This window comes from Trichocoleus sp. DQ-U1 (genome assembly GCF_039961925.1).
Taxonomy (GTDB): Bacteria; Cyanobacteriota; Cyanobacteriia; order Cyanobacteriales; family FACHB-T130; genus FACHB-T130.
This window is the reverse complement of the sequence record NZ_JAMPKB010000032.1, coordinates 27,300-41,507: the sequence shown is the minus strand read 5'-3', so window position 1 is coordinate 41,507 and position 14,208 is coordinate 27,300. Positions and strand designations below refer to the sequence as shown.

12 protein-coding genes are annotated in these 14,208 nt (G+C 47.1%); 10 read left to right on the top strand and 2 right to left on the bottom strand.

The genetic code is table 11. The annotated features are described in order from the left end of the window. Positions 1–79: 79 nt before the first annotated feature. The 5 genes from pstA to NDI34_RS15160 all read left to right on the top strand — a co-directional run bounded on the left by pstA (position 80) and on the right by NDI34_RS15160 (position 4,878). Entirely contained in the window at positions 80–982 is a 903-nt protein-coding gene (pstA, locus tag NDI34_RS15180; RefSeq protein ID WP_190432156.1) for a phosphate ABC transporter permease PstA, read from the top strand. A 230-nt stretch (positions 983–1,212) separates the two neighbouring features. Then, entirely contained in the window at positions 1,213–2,019 is an 807-nt protein-coding gene (pstB, locus tag NDI34_RS15175) for a phosphate ABC transporter ATP-binding protein PstB (protein ID WP_190414986.1), read from the top strand. A gap of 384 nt (positions 2,020–2,403) precedes the next feature. Then, positions 2,404–2,805 carry a photosystem II protein Psb27 gene (psb27, locus tag NDI34_RS15170; protein ID WP_190414987.1) on the top strand — a complete coding sequence of 134 codons (402 nt, stop codon included), beginning with the start codon at positions 2,404–2,406 and terminating at the stop codon, positions 2,803–2,805. A gap of 135 nt (positions 2,806–2,940) precedes the next feature. Beyond that, complete coding sequence (locus NDI34_RS15165) at positions 2,941–3,075, top strand: hypothetical protein (protein WP_348233068.1); 135 nt, start codon at positions 2,941–2,943, stop codon at positions 3,073–3,075. Positions 3,076–3,345: 270 nt separating this feature from the next. After that, entirely contained in the window at positions 3,346–4,878 is a 1,533-nt protein-coding gene (locus NDI34_RS15160) for a family 10 glycosylhydrolase (RefSeq protein ID WP_190672116.1), read from the top strand. Between the two features lie 10 nt (positions 4,879–4,888). Here NDI34_RS15160 and NDI34_RS15155 read toward each other — a convergent pair whose 3' ends face one another. Beyond that, on the bottom strand, positions 4,889–6,304 hold the full coding sequence (locus NDI34_RS15155; RefSeq protein WP_348233067.1) for an NB-ARC domain-containing protein: 1,416 nt from the start codon (positions 6,302–6,304) through the stop codon (positions 4,889–4,891). A gap of 795 nt (positions 6,305–7,099) precedes the next feature. On the opposite strand from NDI34_RS15155, the gene NDI34_RS15150 reads away from it, so the two are divergent. The 5 genes from NDI34_RS15150 (at position 7,100) to NDI34_RS15130 (ending at position 13,171) form a co-directional block, all read left to right on the top strand. Then, the gene (locus NDI34_RS15150) at positions 7,100–10,549 is read left to right on the top strand and encodes a lipoxygenase family protein (protein ID WP_348233066.1); all 3,450 of its coding nucleotides are present in this window, start codon (positions 7,100–7,102) and stop codon (positions 10,547–10,549) included. 203 nt (positions 10,550–10,752) lie between these two features. After that, the gene (locus NDI34_RS15145) at positions 10,753–11,595 is read left to right on the top strand and encodes an SDR family oxidoreductase (RefSeq protein WP_190985047.1); all 843 of its coding nucleotides are present in this window, start codon (positions 10,753–10,755) and stop codon (positions 11,593–11,595) included. Then, positions 11,540–11,698, top strand: coding sequence for a hypothetical protein (locus NDI34_RS15140; protein WP_190431998.1), 159 nt, complete (start codon positions 11,540–11,542; stop codon positions 11,696–11,698). Before NDI34_RS15145 ends, NDI34_RS15140 begins: the two co-directional genes overlap by 56 nt. Before the next feature lie 357 nt (positions 11,699–12,055). Then, positions 12,056–12,283: a patatin-like phospholipase family protein gene (locus NDI34_RS15135; RefSeq protein WP_190985046.1), complete on the top strand. Its 228-nt coding sequence runs from the start codon at positions 12,056–12,058 to the stop codon at positions 12,281–12,283. 309 nt (positions 12,284–12,592) lie between these two features. Continuing rightward, positions 12,593–13,171: a hypothetical protein gene (locus NDI34_RS15130; RefSeq protein ID WP_348233065.1), complete on the top strand. Its 579-nt coding sequence runs from the start codon at positions 12,593–12,595 to the stop codon at positions 13,169–13,171. A 239-nt stretch (positions 13,172–13,410) separates the two neighbouring features. On the opposite strand, the gene NDI34_RS15125 is transcribed toward NDI34_RS15130, so the two are convergent. Further along, on the bottom strand, positions 13,411–13,992 hold the full coding sequence (locus tag NDI34_RS15125) for a TIGR00730 family Rossman fold protein (protein ID WP_190985044.1): 582 nt from the start codon (positions 13,990–13,992) through the stop codon (positions 13,411–13,413). Positions 13,993–14,208: the final 216 nt, after the last annotated feature.

Below are 14,208 nucleotides of genomic sequence, written 5' to 3'. Positions count from 1 at the left end.
AGTATAGGAAAGCTACTGGCAAATATCTGGTGAAAGCCGCCCCTCCATAATCGACCACTGACCACCGACCACAAATATGATGTCTAAACCCCAGGCTCAACCAGTTTCCGGATTTCCCAGTCGTAGTTTGAAGCGATCGCCTACTTCCCCCCGGACACTGTTTGGGATCGTGATGACGGCGCTAACGTTTCTTTGTGCTGTCCTGGCTATCCTGCCTTTGGTGGCGGTGCTTTCCTACGTAATTATCCAGGGTATAAGCCAGCTGAACGCGAGTGCGTTCACGGAACTGCCGCCCCCTCCCTTAGTACCCGGAGGCGGGTTTGGCAACGCCATTCTGGGAACCCTCATCATGGTCGGAATTGCTGCCCTGATTAGCATTCCCTTTGGCATCATGGCAGCCATTTATTTGTCTGAGTTTAGTAATACGGGTAAGTTTTCTTACTGGATTCGCTTCGCCACCAACGTCCTGAGTGGAGTTCCCTCTATCATTGTGGGCGTCTTCGCTTATGCCGCCGTCGTTCTTACAATGGGAACTTATTCCGCATGGGCGGGAGGATTTGCTTTATCAATCTTGATGTTGCCAATTGTAATTCGGGCAACCGAAGAAGCTCTAAGATTGGTTCCGCAAGAAATCCGACAAGCATCGGTCGGACTGGGAGCAACTAACTTTCAAACGGTGTCTCGCGTGATTTTGCCAGCAGCACTCCCAGCAATTGTGACGGGAACGACGCTGGCAGTTGCTCGTGCTGCTGGTGAAACAGCACCCCTATTATTTACTTCCCTTTTCACCCAATATTGGCCTAATTGGAACAATCAATTAAAAGAACCAACGGCTTCCCTAGCGGTTTTAGTTTACAACTTCGCTACGTCTCCATTTAAAAATCAGCAAGAATTCGCTTGGGCGGCTTCTTTCATCCTAGTTTTACTGGTTCTGATAACCAGCATGATTTCTCGTTTAGCAACGGCTCGTCGAGTTTATTGATGAACAATTGTTCAAATATGTGTTGCTATGATACGGAAACTTAAACAAAGTAATGCAACAATGAATACATACCGAGGTTTAATAGTATGCTAGGCGCTGTTTTTAACCTTAAGGACGAAGCCGTAATCCCCTTGACTTCCCAAGCAACACAATCCTTCGCCCAATCATCTGCCCAAAAACCTACAGGGTTTTTGTTAGCCTGTTAAACCCAAAAACCGATCTGATTATTTATGTTGTCGAATTCTCAAACCAAGAATCAAACTGAGACTGTTTTACAGACAGAAAATCTAAAGGTATACTACGGAAATTTTTTAGCACTTCGAGACATTTCGATAGATATTCCCAAAAACCGGGTTACGGCTTTTATTGGACCTTCGGGTTGTGGAAAAAGTACCTTGTTGCGCTGCTATAACCGCCTCAATGATTTAATTAAAAGTTTTCGGGCAGAAGGCAAAGTCACTTACCACGGTCAAGATCTTTACGCTCCAGAAATCGATCCCGTAGAGGTGCGGCGACGGATTGGGATGGTCTTCCAAAGACCAAACCCATTTCCTAAATCGATTTATGACAACATCACCTTTGGTGCCCGGATTAATGGATATCGGGGCGATTTGGATGAATTGGTAGAGCGGAGTTTGCGGCAAGCGGCTCTGTGGGATGAAGTGAAAGATAAACTTCGAGCGAGTGGTTTATCTTTGTCTGGGGGACAGCAGCAGCGGTTGTGTATTGCCAGAGCAATCGCTGTTCAGCCAGACGTGATCCTGATGGATGAACCCTGCTCCGCTCTCGACCCCATTTCCACGCTGCGAGTTGAAGATTTGCTCCATCAACTCAAAGAGCAATACACCATCGTGATCGTGACGCACAATATGCAGCAGGCATCGCGAGTATCTGATATGACAGCCTTTTTCAATGTCGAACCAACCGAAAAAGGAGGTCGTATTGGTTATTTAGTCGAGTACGACCGCACCGAGGTTATCTTCCAAAGCCCTCAGCAGCAAGCAACACAGGAATATGTAAGCGGTCGCTTCGGTTAATTTTTCCAGAAAAACGATTGATTGAAAGAAGGTAGGGGCAGGGTTTCTGCCCTTACTCGTTGTGGGATACCTGTCAGAAGTATTCCTATCAGATTATTTGATTTAGCAAAGCCAAAAAAATAGGAACTTCCATTTTTTTTCGCATCTGTTAAAAGGATGAAAATAGTGAAATATAGGGGCACAAATAAATGTAACGAGGGGTAAAAGTTTATGGATTGTTCCTACAAACCATAATTCCTAAACTATGAACCATCGAGAGTCTACGTTTATTTACACCAAACGTCTTATCTCTAAAATTAAAAATCTAAAATTCTAAGGGTTCCAATTCGAGATAGGATAAACTCTGATTTTGCATTTCCATCTCGTTTGGTAAAAAAAATACTTATGAAGCGTTATTGGTCACGTCTCCTAGCCCTGGTTTTGGTAGTTACGATGGGATTGATGGGCTGTTCCTCCAGCAGCTCGCTAGGACTGAGTGGAGATTACCGCCAAGATACCTTGGCTTTGTTGCAAGGTTTGAGAACAGCAATTGAATTGCCAGAGGGTTCGGCAGACAAGGCAGCAGCTCAGTCACAAGCGCGTCAGATTATTAACGATTTTGCCTCTCGCTATCGGCGGGATAGCTCTGTCGCTAAGCTGAGTTCTTACACGACGATGCGAACTGCATTGAATTCAATAGCAGGGCATTACAGCTCTTATCCGAATCGTCCGCTGCCGGAAAAACTGAAGACTCGCTTAGAGCAAGAGTTCCAGCAGGTGGAAGCAGCTTTGAGACGAGAAGCTTGAAGAACTAGCTGGCGAGTTGTTAGCTGTTAGCTGTTCATTCACTGGCTAATCGCTAATCGCTTTTATGGAGATCGCGTCCACTGCTCTGAGACCCGGTTGGGGATGATGGCAGATGGAGTGAATTTACCGTGACCAGTGGAGCGATCGCATCCGCTGCAACACGCAGCACAGACGGCGGATGCGATCGCCGCAGATAAAGCGCCGCAGACAAAGCGCTACAGACAAAGCGCCGCAGACAAAGCAATGACAGATTACGCCATTTTGTTTTAATTTCAGAAGATAAAATCTTGAAATCCTGTTTGGGCTTTGGTTTGAAAAGCCCAAATGGCAACAGACGTGGCAGTTGGTATCGTCGATCTTATGGGTGCCTATTTCTATTAAAAAGCAGAGATTTGCCGGAAACGCGGGTAAATCTGTGTATAGAGTCAATTGACAAGTACTCAGACAAGTGCTGATATGATGCTCAACCAGTGAAATCGGTTCGGATGACACCTTATGTTCCATCCTTTCGTCTGAGGGGTAGACATATCTAACAGTTCCATGAGATTGGTGTTTAGGAGGAAGTTCGTGGGTCAGGCATCGTTAAGATTGCCGCAAACTTGGCAGCGTGTCTATCGCGGTTTAGTTGCAGCAGTTCTGACCAGTAGTAGTCTTATCAACCCTTACTTGGGTTCGCAATCTGCTCTAGCTCAAACAAGGGCATATTGCCAGCTTTCAGCAGATGCGATCGCCCAAAAAGAAAGTTTGCGTGTTTCAGCCGTAAAGGGAAACTCGGATTCCCAAGGTCGCTACAGAACGCTCTTGAAAAAACACGCAGAGAGTTTGCAGCAGTGTCGTCAGCAAACTTGGCCCCGCGTACAGGCAATCTGGCTGCGCCTGTATCCCTGTGACATCCGTCCTGGGGCACTAGATGAATTAATGGATCGCTTGGTTAACCGGGGCTATAACCAGGTCTATGTCGAAGTTTTTTCTGACGGTCAGGTGCTACTGCCTAAGGCAGAAAATTCCACACCCTGGCCTTCTGTCATCAGAACTCCAGGCGCTGAGAAAGTGGACTTGCTCGCACAAGCGATTAACAAAGGGCGCGAACGGGGGATGCAAGTATATGCGTGGATGTTCGCCATGAACTTCGGCTACTCCTACTCCCAGCGACCCGATCGGCAGCAAGCGCTAGCCCGCGATGGTATGGGAAAAACCAGTTTGTCGGTCACGGAGGACGGTTCTCAAGCCTTCATCGATCCTTACAACGCCCAAGCAAAACGAGACTATTACCAGCTGGTTCAAGAGGTGGTTCGTCGCCGCCCCGATGGAGTGCTGTTTGACTACATTCGGTATCCCCGCCAGTCAGGAAGCGCTTCTGTGGTAACGAAAGTCCAAGATTTATGGATTTACGGAGATGGTTCTCGACAGGCTTTGTATGACCGCGCCCTCAACAATAAGGGACGAGAACTGATCGAGCGATATATTACCAAGGGATTCATTAGCGCTGGCGATGTTGCAGGGGTGGATAAACTTTACCCAGATGAGGGATCGCCCCTCTGGCAGGGACGCAACCCCGTTGCCGATGAAATGAAAGCAACCGCCTCACAGCGCCAAGCCCGGCTGCAATGGGAGTTGTGGCAACTGAGTGTTGCCCATGCGGCTCAAGGCGTTGTGGACTTTGTGGCGTTAGCCAGCCTCCCCGCCCAGCGACAAAGAATCCGCACGGGGGCAGTGTTTTTCCCGGAGGGGAATCAAACCGTGGGTCAAGGGGGGTATGATTCGAGAGTGCAACCGTGGGATCGGTTTCCCAGTTATATGGAATGGCATCCGATGTCCTATGCAACCTGCGGCAACACCAGCTGCATTGTCCCGCAAGTTGAGCGGGTTTTGAGTCTTGCGCCACCCGGCACTCAGGTTTCACCCGTACTAGCGGGGGCTTGGGGCAAGTCGTTCAATTCTCGTCCGTCCTTAGAACAGCAGATGCAAGCGATCCGCGCTGGGGCACCGCAAGTCAATTCAATCAGCCATTTTGCCTTTTCCTGGCAAGAACCGGAAGTAGACCGCGATCGCAAGTTCTGTGGTGCCGACTAGCGATGCGCTTTTAGCTCCTAGCCGCAAATCTGGGATACTCGTCGCTAGACACGATTCGCAGCGGCACTTGGGTAATTTTTTCTTCGATTAATTGGTCGCTTACAAATTCCATAACCACCGGCTGCAAAAAGAAAAATGCAGCCTTTTTTTCGATTAGCGATCGCTCTTCCAATGATTCCAAGGCTTCTAGCAGTTTTTGCGGTGAGATCGAGGGCGGTATCTTCTCCCGCAATTGTGAAAATGAAAGGATTTGGTTACTCAGGGCGAGGCAGTTAATAATTATCTTTTCCGTCTCGGACAACCGCTTAAATTGTTGCTCTAAAAGATTGCGAATCTCACCAAACACTGTAATTTTTTGGCTTAAAAAATCAGAAATATTCCCGTGGAATAACTTATGAATCGTCGTCGAGACAATTTTTAATGCCAATGGATTGCCAGCATAGTATTCACTTAGCTGGCTCCAGTCGCTCGGCGAACCCCATAAAGAACTTTTCCCCCTCAATATTTCCTGTACTGGTGCTACCTCCAAGCCTTTTAGTTTCAGGACTCGAACGGGTAAAGTTTCTCCTTCCAGGAATCCAATACCTTTTGGCTTCTCCCGGCTCGTCAGCACCAAGCAACTTTGATGGGGTGTTTCTCCTACCCGTTTCAAAAGTTCACCATAATCCTCATAGCCTTCGCGATAGTGTCCAGCGCCATAGCGCCAGGAAGTCTTTGGCAAATCGCCCCCGTGCAGAACTGTCTGAGCATTATCGAATACCAATAGACAGCGAGAAAGCTTTAAATAACGAATCAGTAGCGAAATTCTCCCGTCTACCGTTGCCGGTAAATCAGTTTCCCGCTCATTTGATAGAAATCGGATCAGCTCTGCTAGCAGCTCTTTGAGCGGCGGAGCATTGCGTAGACTTCGCCAGATGACAAACTCGAATCGATCTTGAATTTGAAGCGCTAGTTTCACCGACAAACAGGTTTTGCCGATTCCGCCGATGCCTAAGAGCGTCACCAGTCGGCAGCGTTCCGATAAAATCCAGTGCGTCAAGGTTGCCAGTTCTTCTGTGCGACCGGAGAAAATCCCACACTCAGGAGCCTCACCCCAATCTTGCTGTCCTGCTTTCGTCGTGGCACTTCCTGGCTCCGCAACCGGCTCAATTTTAGAAGCGGGTAAATCGTAATCACTTTGTTCCAATAAGAGGTTAAAAGCTCTGAAGCAACGACTCAGGGTGCGCTTATCAACCCCAGCGTCACAAGCAAATACCTTCATCAGGGTATCTGGATCTAAGCCAGTGCGATCGCTTAACGCTTCCAGAGTGTACCGATTGTTAGATTTTTCGCAACTTTCCGCTTCAGATTTTGCAGCCTGGAGTTTCTTTAATCCTTGGGGCGTGAGAATCACACCACGCCTACGTTTTTGTTGTTGTAAATTCATCAGAGAAATATCTGAGTTTAACAAACACAGCAACCTGTGGGGCAGGCAAAACCCGGTGTATATGGTCTGTGGGTAATAGGTTCCACCCCACTAAATAGACTGCTACAAACTTCGGATACGGATTTCCTGAGTCTTAGAGAATTTAATCACCCCGATTATGGCAAAGCTATAGGCTGTTCGATCCGAAGATTAAGAAATTTTTCCGATTTTAAGCAACTTCGCAAAGTTAGCATCTTAATTTTCTTCCAGACGAAAAGCTGACAATGTCTGGATTCCGAGAATTGATTAGCAAAAATATTTAAGTTCTTTGTTTAGATCCTAAACTTCGGCGGCTGATATTTGAGATACGGTGCAAACTTGATTTATGCAAACCACAATAAATTTTACTCGTTCAAGCACGAACATTTTGTCAGAGAAAATTTTCAGGAATTGATTGACTGGATATTGTGGTTTAGTTCCAGGGCACGCTCTCATGTTCGTTTTTGTATCAGTATCCGCGATTAATTAGGAGTAAAACAGAATATTTTGCTTCGCAAATGAGTATGTTTATCTTTTGCAAATCCTAGAATCATGAGTTAGGAAATAACAGGATAAATCTACTGTTTTACCTAGAGAAAAATAGTAGTCAAAAATACTTAAAGTCCCCTGATAGGAGCGCTGGAATCAATGTGTAAAAAATGCAAATTTTACCAAATTACAGCTAAGCACAAATAGTGTTTTCCCCTCAAAAAGGCTTAATTTAGCACCTTTATTGTCATCAACAGTCCATCGCGTTCATTTATGGAGATATTCGGAATGACCTCACTAAGTACCTTAAATTCGACAGACGATCTGGAGTTTGGCAAACACGTCTCGCGAACGAACGTCCAAAAAATACCCATTTCGGTAAACCAGTTTTGGTCGGGGTTCGATGATTACCTCTCGTTGCAGAAAGTTCTCGGCGCACACGAAAATACTGAACTGGAAACCGGGGATGGAAAACCGGAAAATGGCGTGGGAGCCATCATCCGATTCGAGTTCGGGGGTGGGATCACTCGCGAACGGCTGGTCGTCAAGGACGATCAAAACCACGTGTGGAAGATCGACATACCAGAGCCGAATGTGCTGTTCACGTTCTACGAAGCTACCGCGCGGGTATACGACACGGAGACTGGTCCAGAAGTGTCGCTGACGATGGAAGTCGTGATGCGGAGCGAGAACCGAGAAGATCGGGCAAAAGCACTCAAGATTATGGAAAAGTTCCTGCCAACGCGCATCCCTGAAGTCACTAATTTCATCCTCCGAAGAGACGGAATCAAGTGTTTATTCGAGTTTGATGTCCACTGTCCCGTAGATAAGTTGTGGGCTGTCGTTGGCAATTGGCAGGATGTCTCATGGGTGCAATACGCCACTGGGGTGGAAATAGAGCCTGACAATAAGCGGCAGATCCTCTTCCCGAACGGTGGAGTTGTCGAGGAGAGCCTCGTGTCTTGCTCGAACGAAGAGCGAACCTTAGCCTATGAAATGACCAAAAGTGCTTCGATGCCGATCAATCTCTACAGGGCTACAGTCAAGCTTTCGGAGGTGAATGCCGAAGTCACCAAAGTGAACTATGAGAACATCTTCATCCCTGAAGAGGGGCAAGATGCCCAGCAACTCAAAGCCAACATTGAAAAGATGTTCAACCAGCGATTTGAGTGGGTCAAATCGCAATTTGACACTCGCAAAGACACCCAGAAAAAAACTAGCCGCGCAAATGTCACAGGTATCGTTCGCGCCCCTATCGACAAAGTATGGGCGGTCTTCAGACCCTTTGGTCAGGAGATTATGAAATGGTGGCCTATTTATGAGTGGGTTAAATTGGATGCCCCAGGCAAAGACGAAGTTGGGGCGATACGCTCCTTCAAGAGTCTCTCAGGGCGCGAATATAAAGAGCGTCTGGAGATGCGCGATGACCAGAAGCACATCTTGAAATATTCCTTTGTCGAAGTCAAACCTAGTCTTCCCATCACGAGTGCCCTCACCACTATCGAGATGACAGCCAAGAGTCCGACTGAGACAGCGATCCATTGGTTTTCTGAAAGTGAAATCAGCCCGGTTTTTGCCGGACAAATCACCAGCGGTCAGGAAAAGACTTACGCCGAAGCGATCAAATCCTTGGATAAACACTTTAATCCCAGTATTGGCAAGCTGGAAGTTGAAGTGATTAGCGGCAAGGATTTGCTCAAAACTGGCTTGTTTAATCCCGATCCTTTTGTCGTAATCGATCTTGACGAGGCGAAGCCACAAGAATCGAAGGCTTGTTTGCAAACTTGCAACCCCTTGTGGAATGAAAAGTTCACCTTTGAGTTGGTGAGCATTGAGGGCAAGCTGCGTTTCAGCGTTTGGGACGCCAACCTCGGCAAAGATGAGTTTATGGGTACTGCCGAAGTTGATTTGCACGAGTTGAAATCTGGTCAAGTAACACGTAAAACGCTACCGCTAAAGCGTACCGAGCGTGGAGAGATTGTCGTTTCCTTGCGGCTGTTGCTGGATTCAGGGGAAAAACTGCCCAACACCAAACAGATGCAGCAGCAACACGCGATCGCATTCCTGACTGGGATTTTGGATGAGGTTAAGCAGCAAGTTTTGCAAATCGTGCAGCAGTATGCTGGCGGTGAAGACCAAAAGTATGAATATCAAAAGTATCCTCGTCGGAAAGATGCACCTGACGTGGCAATGGAGGACTTGCCACGCATGGTGAAAGGTCTACCGCCAGGAGAAGTGCTACCACCACAGAAACTGGGATTAATTTCGCAGCGTGCCTCTGAGTACCTCTACTCACAGGTGGGATTTTTACAAAGGCTAGAGAAGATCCAGAAGGAGGGCGGCGATCCGTGGACAGCCTTCTTCTCTGGCTGGATCGACCAGCCATATAACCTTCCAAAAATTTGGAAGGATGATGTGGAATTCTGCCGCCAGCTAATCCAAGGGGTTAACCCGATGTGCATTACACTCTGCACAGACGAAAGTGTTATCCCCAAAGACATGGCACACCTGACGGCGCAAGGGAAAACTATCCCTGAGCTGATCGCCCAAAAACGCTTGTTCTTGCTGGATTACGGATATCTAGAAGATATCCCTCAACTTTGCAGTAAAGTTTTCTATCCCGCATTCGTGTTGGTATACCGGGAACTACTGAAAGATGGAAAGTCGCGGCTGAACATTCTCGGCATCCAACTAACGCGCCATAAAGACCGTAAAAACGAGGTTTACACTCCTAACTCACCCTATCCCAACAAGTATTTACTAGCGAAGATTCATGCAGTCTGTGCTGACAACCAGTACCACCAGTTTATCTACCACTTGGGCTTCACGCACTTGGTTATAGAACCTTTTGCCATCAGCCATCACAACGCCTTTCCCAAAGATCACCCAATTGGTCAACTGCTGAAGCCGCACTTTGAAGACACCATCGGCATCAACTACTTTGCTCGTCAAACTTTGGTTTCTTACATTGCTCCCTTTACTAATCAAACCTTCGCCACGGGCACTGCGGGAGCGATGCAGCTATTGCTGAAGGCATTGAAGAAGTGGGACTTTTCTGGTATGAGCTTCCCGCAAGAGCTATTATCACGCGGATTTGATGAGAAGGGTTCGGACGGCGTTGAAGACTACTACTTCCGCGACGATGGGTTCAAGATTTGGAATGCAATTACTGACTATGTCGGCAATATTGTAGCGGCTGTGTATAAGGATGATGCCGCAGTGGCAGCAGATAAAGTTATCCAAGCTTGGGCGCAGGAAACTGCCGATCCGGAGCGTGGAGCTGTTTCTGGTTTTCCGGCTGCTATTGAAACGCGGGAGCTGTTGGTGAAAACTCTAACCAACATTATTTTTCTAGCCAGTGCCCAACATTCCGCAGTCAACTTCCCCCAAAAGGAATACCTAGCGTATATCCCCAACCGACCCAACGTTCTGGATAAGCCAGTACCTGAAACTGAAGGCGATATCACAATGGAATACGTGATGGAAGCTTTGCAGAGCATTACAATTTCTCACTTTGAAGTTTCTTTCTCCTACCTGCTCACCACCCCGTCTTTGCATCTACTGTTCCAATTACCGTTAGCAAACGATCGGTTCTCCTCAATCCACGCTATTTTTATGGCGAAGCTAAATCTGATAGCAGTGGAGATTGAGGAACGGAACAAAAAGCTGGAACAGGAAGGTAAAATTCCCTATCCCTACCTGTCACCCAAGCAGATTGCCTACAGCACTGATATTTAGGACTTAGGGAACTGGTACAACACTGCCACAACAACTTAGTAGTAGATACTTCTGTACCTACTACTAAATTCTGCTATAAAGCTACGGCGAACCCCATTGGGGAAGTTAGACTGACTTAGTCAGTTTTGACTTAGTCAGTTTAATTAAATAGTTAGGCGGCAAACGAAACGGGCAGCAGTCTTACGGATTTACGGAGGAAAATAATGAATCGAATCGCACTCGTCACAGGCACATCATCGGGCGTCGGATTGAGTACGGCGGTGTTACTAGCGCAGTCAGGCTTCACCGTCGTTGCGACCATGCGTAACCTAGAAAAGCGTAATCCTCTTGAAACGCGAGCAAAGACGGAAAATGTTACGCTCGAAGTGCGTAGACTGGATGTTCAGGACGCAGCCTCCATTGACGAGTGCGTAAACTCTGTTGTCCGCGATTACGGTCGGATCGATGTGCTTGTCAATAATGCAGGCGCTGGCTACCTAGGAACCCTTGAGCAAACATCGATTGACGATCTAAATCAAACAATGGATGTCAATTTTTTCGGCGTCTGGCGTGTCACCCAAGCTGTCCTACCGCTGATGCGCTCTGCCGGTTCGGGGCGAATCATTACAGTTACCAGCGTCGGCGGTCTCATCGGGCACCCATTCAACGATGCGTATTGCGCCGCTAAATTTGCGGTCGAGGGTTTTATGGAGAGTCTTGCTCCCGTTGTTAAACGCCTCGGTATCTCTGTGTCCCTCATCGAACCGGGCGCGATCAACACAGAGTTCGTCGCATCCGTCCTAGAGACTAGAGCAAATTTGCAGCGGCCCGTTCCCGAAGCATATAGTAAGATGCTCGATGCATACCTCTCCGCAACGGAGCAAGTCTTTTCCACAATAGGGCAGACAGGTGACGATATTGCAAAAGTCATTGCCGAAGCTGCCACCGCCGATGTGCCACATTTCAGATACCAGACGTCCGACCTCATCCGTGGTCTTGTCTCAAGCAAATATGTCGATCCCACGGGCGATTCGGTGGTCGAGTTTTCAGGCGATCGCCTGCCTTGACGAGGATTTCAAACACCACCTGCGACGCAATTCTCCCCTCGTCCCCTTATTGGTAGAAATTGCGATCGCGCCGCCGTCACACGATAACTTCAACGAACTTTAATCTGACTGGCATAGCCAGAGCAGGTCTGCAATGTGGTTAAAATCAATCCTCCTTTTAGTGGCTAGTAATAGGTAATTGGTTTCCTTAATGACCCATTACCTATTCTCAATTACCAACATCCAGAAGTGATGTTTAGTTACCGCTCAAGAGGAAATGCTTTTTAGCAACAAGAGACAAGGTATAAGCCGAGATAAACTTAATTTAAAATATTTTTTAGGACTCAGTTAAAACGTTGAAAATTGATAATTTAATGGCTCTAAAAACACCAATTATAACCGAATACATATGCAATCTAAAGCCGTGGGATATTATTTTTTTCACTTGACTTTAAAAAAATCCTTAAATAAGGAATAAGCAATGACCTTGAACAAATTGAATTTAAAACGACCCAAGCGCTTACTGTCAATGGATGGTGGCGGTATTCGTGGACTAATTGTGGTTGAAATTCTAATTAAGTTAGAAGACATACTCTACAACCAACCTAATTCGCCTTGGAAGTGTTTGGCTGATTACTTCGACTTCATTGGCGGCACGAGTGCAGGTGCAATTTTAGCAGCAGGACTCGCTAAAGGAATGTCAGCGTGAGCATTGCGTGATATTTTTTATAACGATGCTCAGACAATGTTTAGTAAACGTTGGCTGCTCGGGCAACTGTGGTCAAAGTACGATTCAGGGCCGCTAGAGCAAAATATAAAGTCTATTCTAGGTGACATCACCCTTGGATCGGATCAACTGAAAACACTCTTGATGATTGTTTCCAAGAATGTAACAACTGATGGAGCCTGGTTCCTCGTTAACCATCCAAATAACCAATTCTTCAAGAGTAATAGCGAAATTCCACTCTGGCATATCGTTTGAGCAAGTTCTGCTGCACCAACTTTTTTCCCGCCTCATATGTTTGCTGTCGGCAATCAAGAGTATGAATTTGTTGATGGTGCTGTGAGTATGTTTAACAACCCATCATTCCAGTTGTTTGTGGAAGCAACTCAAAAAGAATATGGAATTGGTTGGGAAACGGGTACCGATAACCTCTTGCTGATTTCAATTGGTACAGGGTTCAGTAACCAGTCGATTAAGTTAGGTGAGGCAAAAAAATATACGATGCTCAACTGGGCGGGCTATGCAATCGGAGACTTAATGGAAGACACAAACGTACAGCAAAACGTTTTAATGAAGCTGATTAGCTATACACCTAGATCCGAGCAGATTAATCGTGAGCTGTCAGATGTTTTCGTACCCTCCATTAACGGAATGCAACCGTTAGAAACAGGTAGCTCAAGTCCTGAAACGTCACCCTCCCAGGCGGTTGAAGTCCTCAACCGCAAGTTGCTCACCTATCACCGCTATACAACCTCATTTACAAAGAAACGCTTCAAGCAGCTGAAATTACCGCCAAACATCGACCCAAACTCAGTGACATCTATCGACTGCGTAGATCAAGTTGAAGCCTTAGTTTCCCAGTTCCAGCGCTGATGAGGGGGTGAGGGGGTGAGAGGGTGAGAGGGTGAGGAGGAGAATTTCACCCTCTGGGTTATTTCTGCCACCTTGGTCTAGTCCTCTTCTCTTTCCAACGCTCTAGTCCCACTCCCTAGTGCATCACGGCAGAAGTAAGCGATCAGTTGATATCACCCCCTCACCCCCTCATCCCCTCATCCCCTCGTTTCCAGGAAGTGGTCAGTTACTTTGCTGTCGCTGCACTAGCGCCTTCTTGGTCAAGTCTCGTTAAGACCAATCCACTTATCGATTAAGAGCGGTTGATATCCAGCCAGCGTATCAAGTAGTAGCATCGGTTCCTGCTCTTCCAGCACAAGCGAACGGTGCTGAGGACGCAAAAACGCTTCGCCAACCGCGCGATCGAAGAACGCAATCAGGTGGTCATAATAACCCTCGATATTCAGCAGACCGCATGGCTTTTGGTGTATGCCTAGTTGTGCCCAAGTCAGCACCTCGCAAAATTCCTCAAACGTTCCATAGCCTCCTGGTAGTGCCACAAACGCATCCGACAGTTCTGCCATTAAAGCTTTGCGCTCGTGCATTGAACCAACAACTTGCAGATCGGTTAGACCCCTATGAGCAATTTCCTTGTCCACTAAGGCTTTAGGAATCACACCAATGACCTCACCTCCTGCTGCTAGTGCCGCATCGGCAACTATTCCCATTAATCCAACATTTCCACCACCGTAGACTAGACTAATTCCTCGGAGTGCTAGCGCTTCACCCATTTGCTGGGCTGCCTCCGCGTAGGCGGGTCGTAAGCCTTTGTTGGAACCGCAAAAAATGCATACGCTTTTCATCCCGATCGCTACCCCAACTCCTAATAAACCTTACCAAAACATTTGATGTGACATCGTGCCTTGCGTAACACCAAATTCTCTTATCCCAGACACTCGAGTACTTCACCCAGCTGACTCACCTGAATGGGTGATTTTTAGACTTGCAACCAGTTATCAAAACTTTCTTCTGATTCCAGAGCAATCTAGTCCAGAGCAAGATTGGTCAGGCAGTTGCTG

What these genes read in the sequence shown, in the direction of transcription:
- pstA (WP_190432156.1), top strand. Translation starts at nt 80, where the DNA reads ATGTCTAAACCCCAGGCTCAACCAGTTTCCGGATTTCCCAGTCGTAGT.
- pstB (WP_190414986.1), top strand. Translation starts at nt 1,213, where the DNA reads ATGTTGTCGAATTCTCAAACCAAGAATCAAACTGAGACTGTTTTACAG.
- psb27 (WP_190414987.1), top strand. Translation starts at nt 2,404, where the DNA reads ATGAAGCGTTATTGGTCACGTCTCCTAGCCCTGGTTTTGGTAGTTACG.
- NDI34_RS15160 (WP_190672116.1), top strand. Translation starts at nt 3,346, where the DNA reads ATGAGATTGGTGTTTAGGAGGAAGTTCGTGGGTCAGGCATCGTTAAGA.
- NDI34_RS15155 (WP_348233067.1), bottom strand. Translation starts at nt 6,304, where the DNA reads ATGAATTTACAACAACAAAAACGTAGGCGTGGTGTGATTCTCACGCCC.
- NDI34_RS15150 (WP_348233066.1), top strand. Translation starts at nt 7,100, where the DNA reads ATGACCTCACTAAGTACCTTAAATTCGACAGACGATCTGGAGTTTGGC.
- NDI34_RS15145 (WP_190985047.1), top strand. Translation starts at nt 10,753, where the DNA reads ATGAATCGAATCGCACTCGTCACAGGCACATCATCGGGCGTCGGATTG.
- NDI34_RS15140 (WP_190431998.1), top strand. Translation starts at nt 11,540, where the DNA reads ATGTCGATCCCACGGGCGATTCGGTGGTCGAGTTTTCAGGCGATCGCC.
- NDI34_RS15135 (WP_190985046.1), top strand. Translation starts at nt 12,056, where the DNA reads ATGACCTTGAACAAATTGAATTTAAAACGACCCAAGCGCTTACTGTCA.
- NDI34_RS15130 (WP_348233065.1), top strand. Translation starts at nt 12,593, where the DNA reads ATGTTTGCTGTCGGCAATCAAGAGTATGAATTTGTTGATGGTGCTGTG.
- NDI34_RS15125 (WP_190985044.1), bottom strand. Translation starts at nt 13,992, where the DNA reads ATGAAAAGCGTATGCATTTTTTGCGGTTCCAACAAAGGCTTACGACCC.